We start from the raw sequence: 16,227 nt of genomic DNA, 5'->3' as shown, positions 1-16,227 counted from the left end.
GAGCACCTGACTTTTAATCAGGGTGTCGAAGGTTCGAGTCCTTCATGGCTCACCACCGATAGCATCAATGAACCCGAGGCCTAGGCCTCGGGTTTTTTGCTGCTACCGCCGAATGGATTCGGGACTCTTTTGGGCAAGCTAACGGCAAAAAGCCCGGGTGATCCCATGATACCTTTTATCGCGGCCATAACCGCCTTCGCTATTGTTTTCACTTGCGTACCGCTAGTCAAACGATTGGCCGTTCGCTTCGGTTTCGTGGACAAGCCGAATGCCCGCAAAATTCATGCCGAGCCGGTGCCCCTGCTGGGGGGTGCGGCCATCTATATCGGAACGGTCGCGGCGATGCTGATCTTTTCCGGTATCACCGGACTGAGCGTCGCGATTATGCTCGGCGGGCTGCTCGTCGTCATTATCGGACTGCTCGACGATGCCGCGAAGTCGAAAGGGTATGATTTTCCGGTATGGCCGAGAATTGTCGTGTACATATCCGCCGCCTTCATACCGGTGCTTCTCGACATACGGATAGCGGGCGTAACCGACCCCGGTCCGGGCGGGATGATCATGTTCCCTTCATGGGCGGCTGCGGCCGCGACGGTCCTGTGGATTTTTGCGCTGACCAATATGGTGAACTTCATCGACGGGGTCGACGGACTGGCCGCGGGTGTCGCGATAATCTCCTCGCTTGCGTTATTCGTCACCGCCACGATGAAAGGGCAGTATGAAACGGCCGGTTTGTCGATCATTGTGCTTGGGGCGTGCGCGGCCTTCCTGACCTTCAACTTTTATCCCGCGCGAATATTTATGGGGGATGCCGGGTCTGCATTCCTCGGATTTACGCTGGCCGTGATATCCGTGAACGGGGCGTTCAAAAGCGCTACGCTCATGACGACGCTTATTCCCGTACTCGCGCTGGGCGTGCCGATTATGGACACGGTGATCGTCATGACGAGGCGGCTTTTTGAAGGAAGAGGCCTTCATAAAGCGGATAATATGCATACGCATCATGTGCTGATGAGGTGGGGACTGACGCAAGTCCAGACCGTGTCGTTCCTGTACATGCTGGCTGTCGTGTTCTCTTTGCTGTCCATTGTGCTGCTGCTGGCTTGGGGGTGAAATGCGCCCCCGTTTATAGCGGGCCGCCATCTATGTTACAATTGTGGCATGCATGCCGATGATGGGAGCTGCCCTTATGAATGCAATCATGCCATGGAAAACGCAATTGGAGCAGGTGCTTGAGCTGCCGATCGAATCGCGGATCCTCGCGAGAACAGCCTGGCGCGAAGACATGGCGCAGGCTGCCGAAGAGCACGGAGAGGCGCCCCGGACCGGGCAGCGATTCGCGCTTAGGGGCGGAGGCGCGCGGTTCGTTGTGAGGGCGGACGGCAGGCAAGTGGAGTTTTTTGACGTGGGCAAGGACAAGCTTACCGACAAGGAACTGCGGCTGGTTTCCTGGATGCTTGAACACTTGAAGCCGGGCAAGCAGCATGCGAATGGCGCGGCCACTGAGCTGGAGGACAGCCATACGGCGCTCGGCGAATGGATTCAGGCGCAGCTTGAGGAGGGCAAGACGAAAGCGTTCATTCCAGAAGAGTATAATCGGGACGGGCGGTTATATCAGGAGATGGTGCCTTTTCTCCTCGTCAGCGAGCAGGAGGCCAAAGGCTCAGGCTACGGCGAATTGGAAAAGCTTTTGAAATCGTTCTTCGAGGAAGACGTCGTGCTTATTCCGCTTCAAGAGAAGGAATGGCTGATCCTCGGCCCGGGTGCGCTCGTTCATGACGAAGCGGACGGACGCGCGGACGATGAGGAGGAATCGGTGGAGGAGCAGCTTGCCGGCATTTGCTACGGGCTGCACGACATGCTCGCAAGCGAATGGATCGGCGAATGCCATGTGGCCGTAGGCCTTCCGATCCGTCCCAATGAATCGGCGGTCGAGACGACCTCGGTTCTTAGGGAAACGATAATGCTCGGGCGCAAATTCCATATGGGCGAGAACATCCATCTGCCGTGGATGATCCACCTGGAAAGGCTGCTCGGCAGCATTCCGGAAGCGCAGCGGATCCGTTATATGGAGCAGATGTTGAGCCGTTCGGACGTTCTGTTCGAGCCGGAAATCATGACGACGCTGGAAACGTATTTCAATATGAACTGCAATGTGAGCGACACGGCCAAAAAGCTGTTCATCCACCGCAATACGCTGCTGTACCGGCTGGACAAGCTGAAGCAGGATACCGGGCTGGATGTCCGCCTTTTCCGCGACGCGGTATTGGTCAAGCTCATATTGCTATTGTACAAAGTAACGAAAAGGAAGTAGTTTTTTTGTATGGTTTGTGTATTTTCATAAAGGAGTGACTGAGATAAACTAGGTTTAGTTACGAAATCACTCTTTTAGGGGGAAAATCACATGGCAGGCGTACGTTTAGAGCATGTCTACAAGAAATATCCGGGATCCGACAATGCATCGGTAAAAGACGTTAATCTGGATATCAAGGACAAGGAATTTCTCGTTCTCGTCGGTCCTTCGGGCTGCGGCAAATCCACGACGCTTCGCATGATCGCCGGTCTGGAAGAAATTTCGGAAGGCAAGCTCTTTATCGGCGACCGCCTGGTCAATGACGTTGCTCCGAAAGATCGCGATATCGCGATGGTATTCCAATCCTACGCCCTGTATCCGCACATGAACGTGTACCAGAACATGGCGTTCGGTCTGAAACTGCGCAAATTCAAGAAAGCGGATATCGACAAGCGTGTACGCGAAGCCGCTAAAATTCTCGATATCGAGCACCTGCTCGACCGCAAGCCGAAGGCGCTCTCCGGCGGCCAGCGCCAGCGTGTCGCCCTGGGACGCGCAATCGTCCGCGAGCCGCAAGTGTTCCTGATGGACGAACCGCTCTCGAACCTGGATGCGAAGCTTCGCGGGCAGATGCGCGCGGAGATCTCCAAGCTGGCGAAACGTCTTGAAACGACCGTTATCTACGTCACCCACGACCAGATCGAAGCGATGACGATGGGCGATCGGATCGTCGTTATGAAGGACGGCATCATTCAGCAAGCCGCTTCTCCGGAAGAGCTTTACAACCATCCGGTCAACATTTTCGTTGCGGGCTTTATCGGTTCGCCTTCGATGAACTTCATCAAAGGCTCCCTGACGGAGTCGGGCGGAATCGTATCCTTCAAGACGGCGGGCGTCAACATCGCCCTGACCGAAGGCCGCGCCAAGATCGTGCGTGAGAAAGGCTATGTCGGCAAGGACGTCATTATCGGCGTTCGTCCGGAAGACCTGCACGATGAGCCGGTATTCCTCGAAGCTTCCCCGGGGAGCATCGTAACGGCGCTTGCTGAGGTTGTAGAAAACCTCGGTCACGAGAAAAACATCTACCTGAACGGAATCGGCACCGACACGGTTATCGCTCGCGTAGACGGCCGTTCGGATGTTAAAGAAGGCGGCAACATCAAGCTGGCCATCGACATGAACAAGATCCACATGTTCGATATCCAATCCGAGCTAAACATTTTCGAGAGCTGATACAAGCGCGTCCTATGCGCCTGTCACGACAACCGTCCCTGACCGGGGGCGGTTGTTTTGTGTCCTATGTGAAAAGTCGCAGGGGCTGATTCGAAAGCGCGTCGTTGCTTTCAGCGCTTAATTTCGTTACGATGGAATCATTGAAAAAGACGAGAAATGCCAAACGCCGGGTTCGCCCGGTACGGGCAACAAGGAGGCCACAACGTGCCTAAGTCGGTTAAAGTGTCCGATCTGGTCCGGCAGTTTCAACTGGAGATCATCGCCGGGGAAGACGGGTTGAAACGCGGGATTGCCGTAGACGACCTGTATCGTCCGGGCCTGGAGATGGCAGGCTATTTTCACTACCATCCGGCGGAGCGGGTGCAAATTCTGGGGAAAACGGAGCTGGCGTTTCTGGAAACGCTCGACAGCGCCGAGCGGAGCGAGCGGATGTCGCGGCTGTGCGACGACGAGACGCCGTGCATTATCGTGACGCGCGGTCTGGACGTGCCGAACGAGCTGATTGAGCAGGCGGCGGCCCAAACGATCCCGTTGCTTCGCAGCAATGCGGCGACTACATATATGATCGGCCGGATTACGAACTTCCTCGAGTCGAGGCTGGCGCCGACGGCGACGATCCACGGCGTGCTGGTGGACGTTTACGGCATCGGCATGCTGATCACGGGCTCGAGCGGCATCGGAAAAAGCGAAACCGCGCTCGAGCTCGTGAAGCGCGGCCATCGACTGGTCGCGGATGACGCGGTTGAGATCAAGCAGACGTCGGACGGACAGCTGCACGGATCGGCCCCGGAGCTCATCCGCTATTTGCTCGAAATCCGCGGCCTCGGCATCATCAATGTGATGACGCTGTTCGGGGCGGGCGCCATTCGCACGCAAAAGCGGATCAGCGTCGTCATCAAGCTGGAGAATTGGCAGCAGGAGAAGCAGTACGACCGGCTTGGCCTCGACGAGGAGCTGACGCGGATTATCGATACAGACGTTCCGCTTGTTACCGTTCCCGTTCGCCCCGGACGCAACCTTGCGGTCATCATCGAGGTGGCGGCCATGAACTACCGGCTGAAGCGGATGGGCTACAACGCCGCCCTGCAGTTCACCAATAAGCTGACCGAAACGATTGCGGAAGATATGGACGATTACGAATGAGGTCGCGAGAGGATGTTTAAAGCATGACAGGAATGAGAATCGACCCGGTCGCGTTTGCGCTGGGACCGCTGACGGTCAATTGGTATGGCATCATACTCGGGTTCGGCGCTTTCATAGGCCTTTTGCTCGCGATCAGAGAAGGCAAGCGGTTCGGACTCAACTCTGATTTTTTCATGGATTTGCTGCTGTTCGGAGCTCCGTCTGCGATTGTCACGGCACGAATCTATTATGTTGCCTTCCAATGGGATGCGTATAAGGACAACCCATGGCAGGTTTTTGCCATTTGGAACGGCGGCATTGCGATTTACGGAGCGCTGATCGGGGCGATCGTGTGCGGCATCATTTATTTCCGCGCAAAAGGCTACGATTTCTGGCGGGTGGCGGATATTTGCGCGCCATCGCTTATCGCCGGCCAGATGATCGGCCGCTGGGGCAACTTCGTTAATCAGGAAGCCTACGGCGGACCGGTTGAGGAGAGCTTTTTGCGGAATACGTTGAATCTTCCCGATTGGATCGTCAACCAGATGAATGTGGAAGGCGTATTCCATCATCCGACCTTCCTATATGAATCGTTATGGAACCTGCTGGGCCTGCTGCTGCTGTTCGTTCTTCGCCGCCAATCGTTCCTGCGGGCCGGAGAGCTGTTGATCTCCTATTTCATCTGGTATTCGGTCGGGCGTTTCTATATCGAGGCGCTTCGTACGGACAGCCTGGCGTTCCAGGGTCCGGAATGGCTGGCCTCGCTGGTGGGCGGGTTATGGTCGCCGATGACGGCGCTCTTCGAGCAGGGTGATCTGGACCCGGCTTACGGCAATGTGCGCATTTCGCAAGTCGTGGCGCTGCTGCTGATCGCGGGGGGTACCGCGCTGATCATTATCCGGCGTGCGACCGGCGCGGCATCCGAGCGATACGGCGACCCGATCATCAACCGCAAAACCGGCCTCCCTGCCGGTATAAAGCCGGAGCAGAAAGCGGCAGAAACACAACTTGAGGGACACAAGAAAGGAAGCGGGCATGACGAATAAAATCAGAACGGTGCTGTTCGATCTGGACGGTACGATCCTCGATACGAACGAGCTGATCATCCAATCATTTCTTCACGCGCTGCGCGATTACGTTCCGGCCGGCTTCGGACGGGAGCACATCATCCCGAGCATGGGAATGCCGCTTGTGCATCAAATGCAGCAGTTTTCGGGCCTGGAGGACGTGGCGCACATCGTAGCCGCTTACCGGGAGGTCAACCTGAGACTGCACGACGAGCTGGTCCAAGCGTTCCCTTATGTTCCGGAGGTGCTTGAAAAGCTGCACCGGTCGGGCATCAAGCTGGGCGTCGTGACGACGAAGATGCGTTTGACGACCGAGCGGGGACTGCGTTACGTCGGCATTGCGGATTACATGTCGTCGGTCATCACGATCGATGACGTGCGGCATCCGAAGCCGCACCCCGAGCCGGTCCAGAGGGCGATGGAGGAGCTGGGCGCGGCTCCCGCCGAAACGCTTATGGTCGGAGACAGCGCGGTGGATATCCAATCCGCCAACGAAGCGGGCACGGTGTCCGTCGGCGTGGCGTGGTCGCTCAAAGGCGAAGCCAAGCTCCGCGAAGCGGGCGCCAGGCATATCATTCACGACATGCGCGAGCTGCTCGAGCTTGCCGGATTGGAGCGGGCGCCGCTTGAGAAACGTTGAGCGATATCCGGTCGAAGGGCCGAACGCGCTATGGCAAGTATACCGGACCGTCAGCCGGTTAAAGGCGGTTCGGAACTTCATTTTCATCCAGGCGGCGCGGTATTGTCCTTCCCTGCCGGTGAAAAACTGGATTTACCGCCATGCGCTGGGCATGAAAGTCGGCAAACAGACGGCGTTTGCGCTCATGGTGATGGTGGATGTTTTTTTCCCCGAGCGCATCGAGGTCGGCGACAATTCAGTCATCGGCTATAATACGACGATTCTGACGCATGAGTATTTAATCAAGGAATACCGGCTCGGCTATGTCAAAATCGGAGAAGGCGTGCTGATCGGCGCGAATACGACGATTCTGCCCGGTGTTACGATCGGAGACGGCGCGGTCGTCGCCGCGGGCTCGGTCGTCCATAAGGATGTGCCGGCAGGCGCATTCGTGGGCGGCAATCCTCTGCGGCGGCTGGAAACCCGGACATGAGACTGCAACCTTGCGAGGTTGCGTGTCGTCTAGTTATGTAAGCGCTTCATTCGTAATCCGTGTCAGGTGAACGGGTAGTTAGAGCGTCGGCGCGGAGAGAAAAGAGAGAGGTGAGTCCGCCATGGGCGTCATCCCGGCACGGATCGGGAGAGCAGCGGCCTGCTTTACGGCAGCGGCTCTTATTATACTTTTCGGCGCAGCGGCAGGCGTGTCGGCGCTGAAATCCGCGCCGTATCCGCTGCAGGAGCTGGCGGACCTGGCGGATGACATTTTTATCGGCATAGTGGAGGGAAGCCGGCGGGGAGACGAGGTGAACGACGTTTACACGTTCCGGGTCGGGATCAAGCTGAAAGGGAAGCTGGAACAAGGCATGAAGGCGGAGGCGCAGGTAACGCAGTTCGGCGTCGAGGGCGTTCTGGAAACAGGCAAAACCTATCTCATTCTATTAAACGAGAACGAGAACGGCTATTTTGTCAGCGGCACGCACCAAGGCTTCGTCAAGCTCGAGGGGGGGACATCGGAATCCCGCTATTACGGTATGCAGGAGGTCGACCGGTTTCTCGCGCAGTATGCGTTGGAGTCCGCAACCGTGCAAGAACGGCTTGACCGGCTTATACCGGATGAAGAGCCGCCGCCGATCGGCCCAGGAGACACGCCCGCGGCGGTGAAATGGAGCGCAGGCCTGGTGTTGGCCGCGATGCTCGCCGTCTTATTCCTGAGAGATGCGCGGCGCGCGAAATGACGATCATGAGCGGTCCCGTCTTCCTTGACGCGACCGCTTTCCGCATGATAAGATAACGTCTATCCACTTTATTTTGGCAGTATGGTAACATGGTAGTACATTAACATACTAAAGCGCATGTAGGTGAATGGCATGTCCAAACCGAAAGTTTTCGAGAAACCGATCGGCGTTAAAGATTATTTGCCTTTGGCCGTATCCAGGCTGCGCCACATCGAGCGGCAAGCGCTCGAGTGCATGAAGCGTTGGGGTTATGAGCAAATTATGACGCCGACAATGGAATATTACGATACGGTCGGGGTCGCCAGTGCGACTTCCGACCAAAAGCTGTTTAAGCTGCTCAACAACCGCGGCACGACGCTTGTGCTGCGCTCCGACATGACCGCGCCGATCGCCCGGGTGGTGGCGTCGCTGCTGAAGGAGGAGCCTTATCCGCTGCGGCTTTCTTATCATTCGAACGTGTTCCGTGCGATCGAGGAGGAGGCCGGCCGCGAGGCGGAGTTTTTCCAGACCGGCGTTGAACTGGTAGGCGATCCGAGTCCCGAAGCGGATGCGGAGGTCGTGGCGCTGGCGATTGCGTCCCTGAAGGCGTCCGGCGTCGACAGGTTCAAAATTGCGATCGGACATGTAGGCTTCCTGAACGGCTTGTTCGAGGAGACGCTGCGTGAGCGGCCGGATGCGCAGGAGGAGCTGAAGGCTTGTCTGCTCGGCCGCGATTACGTCGGCTACCGGCAGAAGCTGAGCGGCTTGTCGCTGTCCGGCCCGGTAGTCAAGGAGCTTGAGGGCATCCTGCGGTTAAGGGGAGCCAAGGAAGTATGCGAGCAGGCGCTGCAGCTCAGCGGCAACGCTACGGCGCAGGCTTCGATCCGGCATTTGTGCGATCTGTGGAACGTGCTGGAAGCCTACGATGTGACGGCGAATGTGCTGATCGATCTCACGATGATCGGCGATTTCTCCTATTATACGGGCATGACGTTCGAAGGGTATGCGGCCGATCTCGGCTTCCCGGTCGTCAGCGGCGGCCGATACGACAATCTGCTGGCGCAATTCGGGCGGCCGGCGCCGGCGACCGGCTTCGCGCTCAAGACGACCCGCATTCTTGAGCTGCTCGGCCAGGAGGGCGGCGAGGAAACGAACCGTATCCTGATCGGATATGATTCGGAAGGGCGTATTCGCGCCCTGGAGGAAGCCGGCCGGCTGCGTGCGGAAGGGCATACTGTGGTCACGCAGCGGATGTTGTCCTCGGAGCTTCGGCCGGATGACCGGCATTCTTTTCCGACGGAGCACGATGGGCACAAGCTGATTTACCGCGGGACGGAATACAGCCGTTTTGCCGGTTTCTTCGGCGGCGCGGGTACGGACGATCATGGATTGAGCGGAAAAGGAGGCGCCGGACGATGAGCGGACAAGCGGGCGGCCAGGACATCCTGAAAGTGGCGATGCCGAAGGGCCGCATCTACAAGCAGGCATCGAAGCTGTTCCGCGAGGCGGGGCTGCCGGTTGCGGAGGATTTCGACGACACGCGCAAGCTGATCATCGAGGCGCCGGAGGCGCGCATGGCGTTCATTATGGCCAAGCCGGTCGATGTGCCCACGTATGTGGAATATGGCGTAGCCGATATCGGCATCGTCGGCAAGGACGTCCTGATGGAGGAGAATAAGGACGTCTATGAGCTGCTGGATCTCGGCATTGCGAAATGCCGCATGTCGGTAATCGGCCTTCCGGACTGGAAGCCGGTCATTCATCCGCGGGTGGCGACGAAGTATCCGAACGTGGCGTCGCAGTATTTTCGCGAGCAGGGGCAGCAGGTCGAAGTGATCAAGCTGAACGGCTCGATCGAGCTGGCGCCGCTGATCGGGCTGGCCGACCGGATCGTCGACATGGTCGAGACGGGGCAAACGCTGCGGGAGAACGGCCTGGTGGAGATGGAAACGATCTTCGGCATCACCAGCCGCCTGATCGCAAACCGCGTCAGCTACCGTATGAAAAACGAGTCGATTCAAAGCCTGTGCGACCGGCTGCAGCAGGCGCTGACGGCCAAAGGCTGAACGGCGGTGGGAAACCAATCCTTAGCGTCTGGTGCGGCCGGCTGCAGCAGGTGCTGACACGACACGGCCAAAGGAGCGGCAGGGCACCGGGGATTGTCCGCCGGAAAAATGCTGGAGGGCGTGCCGTGGGCCGGGTTTGTGGGATTGCGCAAATCGGCAACAATCTGTAACGACAGTGGAGTGGATTTTTGTACGTTGTACGTTGTACGTTGTGCGTTGTGTTAAGTTCGGTAGAGTTTGAGCAAGTATGCGCCCAAGGGGGAGTTTCCGTGCGGATCATTGCCGCTGATCGGTTTGAGCTTAAGCGCGAGGTGGAATACGGGACGCCGGAGCAGAATGAAGCGGTCCGGGAGATCGTCGAAGCGGTCCGGACCGAAGGAGACGCGGCGCTGCTGCGGTATACGGAGCGGCATGACCGCGTGCGGTTGGAGGCGTCGTCGCTGCGCGTGACCGAGGCGGAGATTGCGGCGGCGTACGACAAGGTTGACGCCGCGTTTCTGACGGCGATCCGCGAGGCGGCCGTCAACATTCGCGCGTTCCACGAGAAGCAGAAGCGCAATTCGTGGATGGATTTGCAGCCGGACGGCACGCTGCTCGGTCAAATCGTTCGGCCGCTGAAGCGGGTCGGCGTCTATGTGCCGGGGGGCAAGGCGGCGTATCCGTCTTCCGTCCTGATGAACGTCATTCCGGCCCAGGTAGCCGGCGTGCCGGAGATCGTAATGGTCACTCCGCCGGCAACGGGCGGCAAGGAAGGAATCGACCCGTACATTCTCGTAGCCGCCGCGGAAGCGGGCGTCAAGGAGATGTACCGAGTCGGCGGGGCGCAGGCGGTGGCCGCGCTGGCATACGGCACGGCGGCGATTCCGCCGGTCGATAAAATATGCGGACCGGGCAATATTTATGTGGCTTTGGCGAAACGCGCCGTGTTCGGCGCCGTCGACATCGACAGCATCGCCGGCCCGAGCGAAATCGTCGTGCTGGCCGACGAGACGGCGGACGCCGCTTATGTCGCGGCCGACATGCTGTCCCAGGCGGAGCACGACGAGATGGCGTCGGCCATTCTCATTACGCCGTCGGCTGCCTTCGCCGAGTCGGTCAAGGAGGAGGTCGAGCGGCAGTTGGCCGAGCTGCCCCGCGAGCCGATCGCGCGCAAGTCGATTGATGATTACGGCGCGATTATTCTGGTCGGCAGCCTGAAGGAAGGCGTCGGTATCGTCAACCGGCTGGCGCCCGAGCATCTCGAGATCATGACCGCCGATCCGATGGAATGGCTGGGGCAGATCGAGAATGCCGGCGCGATTTTCCTCGGGGCGTACAGCTCCGAGCCGGTCGGCGACTATTTCGCCGGGCCGAACCACATTATTCCGACGAACGGCACGGCGCGGTTCTCTTCGCCGGTGAACGTGGACGATTTTCTCAAGAAATCGAGCCTGATCCGGTACAGCAAGGAAGCGCTGCTGGCCAGCGGCGATAAAATCATCACGCTGGCGCGTCATGAAGGACTGGAAGCGCACGCGCGCGCCATCGAGATCCGGCTGGAACGCGAACGCGGCGGACAGTAACACCGGAAAGCGGCGTTAAACCACCCGGCAGGTGCTTCCCCGGTGGGAGTAACGCCGGAATCCGGCATTAAAGTGCCGCGGCGCGCGCCCCGGTGGGGAGTAACGCCGGAATCCGGCATTAAAGTGCCGCGACGCGCGCCCCGGTGGGGAGTAACGCCGGAAAGCGGCGTTATTCTAACGCTTGGGACGGCGCGGAGGAACTTTTTTATGCAGCTATCCATTTCCCGGAGAAAGAAGGGCTAACCATGACGGAACCCGTCAAGCGCGAGGCGGATGTCGCCCGCACAACGAACGAAACGGACATCAAGCTCGCCTTCAACGTCGACGGCAGCGGCCAGGCGGCGATCGAGACCGATGTGCCTTTCCTCAATCATATGCTGGACCTGTTCACGAAGCACGGCCAGTTCGATCTGAAGGTCGAAGCCCGCGGCGACGTCGACATCGACGACCACCACACCGTCGAGGACATCGGCATCTGCCTGGGGCAGACGCTGCGCGAGGCGCTCGGCGACAAGCGCGGCATCAAACGCTACGCGAGCGTGTTCGTGCCGATGGACGAAGCGCTGGCGCAGGTGGTCATCGACGTCAGCAACCGGCCTCACTTCGAGTACCGGGCCGAGTATCCGGCACAGACGGTCGGCAGCTTTCACGTGGAGCTGGTGCATGAATTTCTGTGGAAGCTGGCGCTCGAGGCGCGCATTACGCTGCACGTCATCGTTCATTACGGACGCAATACCCACCATATGATCGAGGCGGTGTTCAAGGCGCTGGGACGCGCGATTGACGAAGCCACGACGATCGATCCCCGCGTGCAAGGAGTGCCTTCGACGAAGGGAGTGCTGTAGCATGATCGCGATCATCGATTACGGTATGGGCAACTTGCACAGCGTCGGCAAAGCGGTGGAACGGCTCGGCTACGAAGCGGTGCTCGCCTCCGACGCGCAGACGATTCTGGACGCGGACGGAGCGATTCTGCCGGGCGTCGGCGCATTCGGCGACGCGATGCACAATCTGCGCAGCACCGGGCTGGACGAGGTCACGAAGTTTTACGCGGAGTCCGGCAAGCCGCTGCTCGGCATCTGCCTCGGCATGCAGCTGTTGTTCAGCGAAAGCGAGGAGCATGGCAGCAACCGCGGCCTCGACCTGCTGCCGGGCAGGGTAGTTCGCTTCCGCGGCGACTACAAGGTTCCGCACATGGGCTGGAACAAGCTCCACTTCCGTCAGGAAAGCCCGCTGTTCGCGGGTCTCGACGAGGGCCATGTCTATTTCGTCCATTCGTTCCATGCCAAGCCGGAGCGGCAGGAGGATCTGCTGGCCACAACCGATTACCATCAGCCGGTGACGGCGATCGTCGGCCGGGGGCAGCTGTTCGGCATGCAATTCCATCCCGAGAAAAGCGGCGGCCTCGGCATGCGGCTGCTCGGCAATTTTCTCGCGCTTACGGGAAGCCGTCAAGCCACGGAGGTCTGACGGTCCCTCTGCAGCAAGCAGCAGCCGGCCGGCCGGAGCACCGGGCGCGAAAGGAGAACCATCACATGTTGGCAAAAAGAATCATCCCGTGCCTGGACGTCAAGGACGGCCGGGTCGTGAAAGGCGTGAACTTCGTCAACCTGCGCGACGCGGGCGATCCGGTCGAGCTGGCGGCGATCTATGACCGCGAGGGAGCGGACGAGCTCGTGTTCCTCGATATTTCGGCTTCGCACGAGGGCAGGGCGACAATGGTCGAGGTCGTCCGCAAGACCGCGGGCGAAATAACGATTCCGTTCACGGTCGGCGGCGGCATTGCGCATGTCGACGACATGAAGCGGCTGCTGCGGGCGGGCGCGGACAAGATCGGCATCAATACGGCCGCGATCCGCAATCCGGATCTGGTGTCGGACGGCTCACGCAAGTTCGGGGCCCAGTGCATCGTAGTCGCGATTGACGCGAAGTTCAATCCCGGGTGGGGCGAGTGGGAAGTGTATACGCACGGCGGCCGCAATGCTACCGGCATCAAAGCGCTGGAGTGGGCGAAAAAGGTCGAGCAGCTCGGCGCGGGCGAGCTGCTGCTCACCAGCATGGACGCCGACGGCACGAAGGACGGCTTTGACCTTAAGCTGACGCGCGCCGTATCGGATCTCGTGTCGATTCCGGTCATCGCCTCGGGCGGCGCCGGCAAGGTCGGCGATTTCTACGATGTGTTCCGGGAAGGGCGCGCCGACGCAGGCTTGGCGGCCACCATTTTCCACTATAAGGAAATGACCGTGCACGAGGTTAAGGACGATCTTCGACGGAAAGGAGTGGAAGTGCGATGAGCGGATTGCCGCAGCGGTTGGAGGAACAAATCCGATGGAACGAGGCGGGCTTGGTGCCCGCGATCGTGCAGGATGTTGCCAGCAAGGAGGTGCTGATGCTGGCATACATGAACCGGGAGTCGCTTGCGAAATCGCTGGAGACCGGCGAGACGTGGTTCTGGAGCCGATCGCGCGGGGAGCTCTGGCACAAAGGGGCGACCTCCGGGCATACGCAGCGCATTCGCTCGATCCGCTGCGACTGCGACGGCGACACGCTGCTTGTGCTGGCGGAGCAGAGCGGCGCGGCGTGCCATACCGGCAAATACAGCTGCTTCTATAACGAAATCGGCCGGGACGGCGTTGAGTCGGAGGCCGGGGAACCGGCGAAGGATCGCTTCCGGATGCTGGCTGAGCTTGAAACGATCATTGCGAGCCGGTACGCCGAGCGCCCGGAGGGCACCTACACGACGTACCTTTTCGAGAAAGGGCTCGACAAAATTTTGAAAAAGGTCGGCGAGGAATCGGCGGAGGTCATCATCGCGGCCAAAAATCGGGACAACGACGAGCTGCGCAGCGAAGCGGCGGATATGATTTTTCACTTGATGGTGCTGCTGCGCGAGCGCGGTTTGCCGTTCGACGAGATCATGGAAGAGCTCGGGCGCCGGCACAACAAGCCGACGACGAACAAAATGCGCTGATCGCGCCCGAAAGGCCGCGCCTCGCCGCGCGCATCCGGCGACGCGACGCGCCATTCCATAACAGAAAGGCCGGGAATGCCGTCATGTTAATCGATTATCATACCCATCACGCAAGGTGCGGGCATGCCGTCGGCACGCTTGAGGAGTACGTAAAGCAGGGCGTGGAGCTCGGTCTGGCGCAGATCGGGCTTTCCGACCATATGCCGCTGCTGCATGTCGATCCCGCGACGTATTATCCAGAGATGGCGATGGCGATGGAGGAGCTGCCCCGCTATGTCGAAGAATGCCTGGAGCTGAAGGAGAAGTACAAGGGCGCAATCGACGTCCGCGTCGGCTTGGAGGGCGATTACATAGAGGGTCACGAGGAAGCGATCGAGCGGATCGTCAAGGCGTATCCCTGGGACTACGTGATCGGCTCGGTGCATTTTCTCGGCGAGTGGGACATTTCGGATTTCCGCCAGACGCACGAGTGGGAAGGGAAGGACCGGATGGCGGTTTGCGCCCGATACTACGACGCGGTGGCGAAAGCCGCGGCAACCGGGTTTTACGATTTCATCGGCCACATCGACGTGATCAAGCGGTTCGGTTTCAAGCCGGAAGGCGACGTCACGGCGATGGAAAATGCGGCCCTTGAGGCGGTTGCCCGCCACGGGCTTGCCATCGAGTTGAATGCATCCGGGCTGCGCATGCCCGCGGCCGAGATGTTTCCGTCGAAGCGTATGCTCGAACACGCGCTGTCGCTCGGCATACCGGTGACGGTCGGGTCGGACGCGCATCAGCCCGGCCGGCTGCACCAGTATGTGGACGAGGCCCGAACGCTGCTCCGGGAGGTCGGATACACGCAGCTCGCCACGTTCGAAGGGCGCAGGCGGACGTTGGTCGATTTTTGAAATATCGTAAATTCCATGTATAATGATACTGTCGATAAAACATACGGGAAGCATTTATTATAAGGATTCACAGAGATTTACAGGCGGTCAAATTGTTCCGGGAGGGTAACATGTTCAGCGATAAGGTGCGTATTTTCTCGGGTTCCTCGAACCCGCTGCTGGCCGAAGCCATATGCGAACAGCTCGGCGTCTCGCTAGGCAAAATCAAGGTGTCCCGTTTCAAAAGCGGCGAGATTTACGTTCACTACGAGGAAACGATCCGCAATTGCGACGTGTTCCTCGTGCAGTCGTTCTCGCATCCGATCAACGATCACTTCGTAGAGCTGCTTGTCATGATCGATGCCGCCAAGCGGGCTTCGGCACGGACGATCAACCTGATCGTGCCGTATTACGGTTATGCCCGGCAGGAGCGCAAAGCGGCTCCGCGTGAACCGATTTCGGCGAAAATGGTATCCGACGTGCTTACCACGGTCGGCGCCCACCGCATCATTACGCTCGATCTGCACGCACCGGCCATCCAGGGCTTTTTCAACATTCCGGTGGATCATTTGACCGCGCTTGATCTGCTCAGCGACTACCTGAAGGCGAAGGATATCAAGAATCCGGTCGTCGTCTCGCCCGACGCGGGACGCGCGTCCACGGCCGAGAAGCTGGCCAACTATCTGAACGCGCCGTTTGCGATCATGATCAAGAAGCGGCCGGCGCACAACCAGTCGGTCATCACGCACGTCATCGGCGACGTCGAAGGGCAGACGCCGATCATTATCGAGGACCTGATCGATACCGGAACAACGATCGTCAATGTCGTCGAAGGCCTGAAAGAACGCGGAGCGGAGGATGTTTTCGTCTGCGCCACGCATCCGCTTTTCTCCGGTCCCGCGCTGCAGCGTCTTGATCACCCGAACATCCGGGAGGTCGTCGTCACGGACTCGATCTTCCTGCCGGAGGTAGCCTCCGAGCGGTTCAAGGTGATTTCCGTAGCGCCGATGCTTGCGGAAGCGACCCGCATCATCATCCAGGGCGGCTCGATCAGCACATTGTTTAAGAACGCGGGTGTGTAAGCGAGAAAGCAGCTCGCATCGTCTGCTCTTCCATTCGAGAACGCCGCGGCGCGGACCTTACATTCTTTGCTCATGTATGAAAAGGCCGCGCTATGGTATAATCGTAGCAAATTGTTCAACGAACGGGAG

17 protein-coding genes are annotated in these 16,227 nt (G+C 59.2%); all 17 read left to right on the top strand.

Translation table 11 applies throughout. The features are described from left to right. The first annotated feature begins 165 nt into the window (after positions 1-165). The 17 genes from RWM61_RS13300 (at position 166) to RWM61_RS13220 (ending at position 16,098) form a co-directional block, all read left to right on the top strand. On the top strand, positions 166-1,113 hold the full coding sequence (locus RWM61_RS13300) for an MraY family glycosyltransferase (RefSeq protein WP_314001523.1): 948 nt from the start codon (positions 166-168) through the stop codon (positions 1,111-1,113). Between the two features lie 76 nt (positions 1,114-1,189). Beyond that, a complete protein-coding gene (locus RWM61_RS13295) occupies positions 1,190-2,314 on the top strand; it encodes a helix-turn-helix domain-containing protein (RefSeq protein WP_314001521.1) in 1,125 nt (374 codons plus the stop codon). Between the two features lie 90 nt (positions 2,315-2,404). Further along, on the top strand, positions 2,405-3,526 hold the full coding sequence (locus RWM61_RS13290; RefSeq protein WP_314001519.1) for a sn-glycerol-3-phosphate ABC transporter ATP-binding protein UgpC: 1,122 nt from the start codon (positions 2,405-2,407) through the stop codon (positions 3,524-3,526). Between the two features lie 204 nt (positions 3,527-3,730). Beyond that, on the top strand, positions 3,731-4,669 hold the full coding sequence (gene hprK / locus RWM61_RS13285) for an HPr(Ser) kinase/phosphatase (RefSeq protein WP_314001517.1): 939 nt from the start codon (positions 3,731-3,733) through the stop codon (positions 4,667-4,669). A 23-nt stretch (positions 4,670-4,692) separates the two neighbouring features. Then, on the top strand, positions 4,693-5,694 hold the full coding sequence (lgt, locus tag RWM61_RS13280; protein WP_314001515.1) for a prolipoprotein diacylglyceryl transferase: 1,002 nt from the start codon (positions 4,693-4,695) through the stop codon (positions 5,692-5,694). Beyond that, a complete protein-coding gene (ppaX, locus tag RWM61_RS13275) occupies positions 5,684-6,355 on the top strand; it encodes a pyrophosphatase PpaX (protein ID WP_314001514.1) in 672 nt (223 codons plus the stop codon). Before lgt ends, ppaX begins: the two co-directional genes overlap by 11 nt. After that, positions 6,342-6,827 (top strand): acyltransferase, encoded by a 486-nt coding sequence (locus RWM61_RS13270; protein ID WP_314001512.1) that lies wholly within the window; start codon positions 6,342-6,344, stop codon positions 6,825-6,827. Before ppaX ends, RWM61_RS13270 begins: the two co-directional genes overlap by 14 nt. A gap of 121 nt (positions 6,828-6,948) precedes the next feature. Next, a complete protein-coding gene (locus RWM61_RS13265) occupies positions 6,949-7,569 on the top strand; it encodes a hypothetical protein (RefSeq protein ID WP_314001510.1) in 621 nt (206 codons plus the stop codon). 132 nt (positions 7,570-7,701) lie between these two features. Then, positions 7,702-8,967, top strand: a complete 1,266-nt coding sequence (locus RWM61_RS13260; protein WP_314001504.1) for an ATP phosphoribosyltransferase regulatory subunit — start codon at positions 7,702-7,704, stop codon at positions 8,965-8,967. Further along, complete coding sequence (gene hisG / locus RWM61_RS13255) at positions 8,964-9,614, top strand: ATP phosphoribosyltransferase (protein ID WP_314001502.1); 651 nt, start codon at positions 8,964-8,966, stop codon at positions 9,612-9,614. The genes RWM61_RS13260 and hisG overlap by 4 nt, the downstream gene beginning before the upstream one ends. A 269-nt stretch (positions 9,615-9,883) precedes the next feature. Then, a complete protein-coding gene (hisD, locus tag RWM61_RS13250) occupies positions 9,884-11,176 on the top strand; it encodes a histidinol dehydrogenase (RefSeq protein ID WP_314001500.1) in 1,293 nt (430 codons plus the stop codon). 245 nt (positions 11,177-11,421) lie between these two features. Next, positions 11,422-12,021 carry an imidazoleglycerol-phosphate dehydratase HisB gene (hisB, locus tag RWM61_RS13245; protein WP_314001499.1) on the top strand — a complete coding sequence of 200 codons (600 nt, stop codon included), beginning with the start codon at positions 11,422-11,424 and terminating at the stop codon, positions 12,019-12,021. Position 12,022: 1 nt separating this feature from the next. After that, positions 12,023-12,646, top strand: coding sequence for an imidazole glycerol phosphate synthase subunit HisH (gene hisH, locus RWM61_RS13240; RefSeq protein ID WP_314001496.1), 624 nt, complete (start codon positions 12,023-12,025; stop codon positions 12,644-12,646). A 65-nt stretch (positions 12,647-12,711) separates the two neighbouring features. After that, on the top strand, positions 12,712-13,470 hold the full coding sequence (gene hisF / locus RWM61_RS13235; protein ID WP_314001494.1) for an imidazole glycerol phosphate synthase subunit HisF: 759 nt from the start codon (positions 12,712-12,714) through the stop codon (positions 13,468-13,470). Next, positions 13,467-14,147, top strand: coding sequence for a bifunctional phosphoribosyl-AMP cyclohydrolase/phosphoribosyl-ATP diphosphatase HisIE (gene hisIE / locus RWM61_RS13230; protein ID WP_314001492.1), 681 nt, complete (start codon positions 13,467-13,469; stop codon positions 14,145-14,147). The genes hisF and hisIE overlap by 4 nt, the downstream gene beginning before the upstream one ends. 83 nt (positions 14,148-14,230) lie before the next feature. Further along, a complete protein-coding gene (locus tag RWM61_RS13225) occupies positions 14,231-15,037 on the top strand; it encodes a histidinol-phosphatase HisJ family protein (RefSeq protein WP_314001490.1) in 807 nt (268 codons plus the stop codon). 110 nt (positions 15,038-15,147) lie between these two features. Further along, positions 15,148-16,098, top strand: a complete 951-nt coding sequence (locus RWM61_RS13220) for a ribose-phosphate pyrophosphokinase (RefSeq protein WP_314001488.1) — start codon at positions 15,148-15,150, stop codon at positions 16,096-16,098. The last annotated feature ends 129 nt before the right edge of the window (positions 16,099-16,227 follow it).

The organism is uncultured Paenibacillus sp. (genome assembly GCF_963515335.1).
Classification (GTDB): Bacteria; Bacillota; Bacilli; order Paenibacillales; family Paenibacillaceae; genus Paenibacillus_I.
Note: the sequence above shows the minus strand (reverse complement) of the source record. Positions and strands in the feature narration are given on the sequence as shown.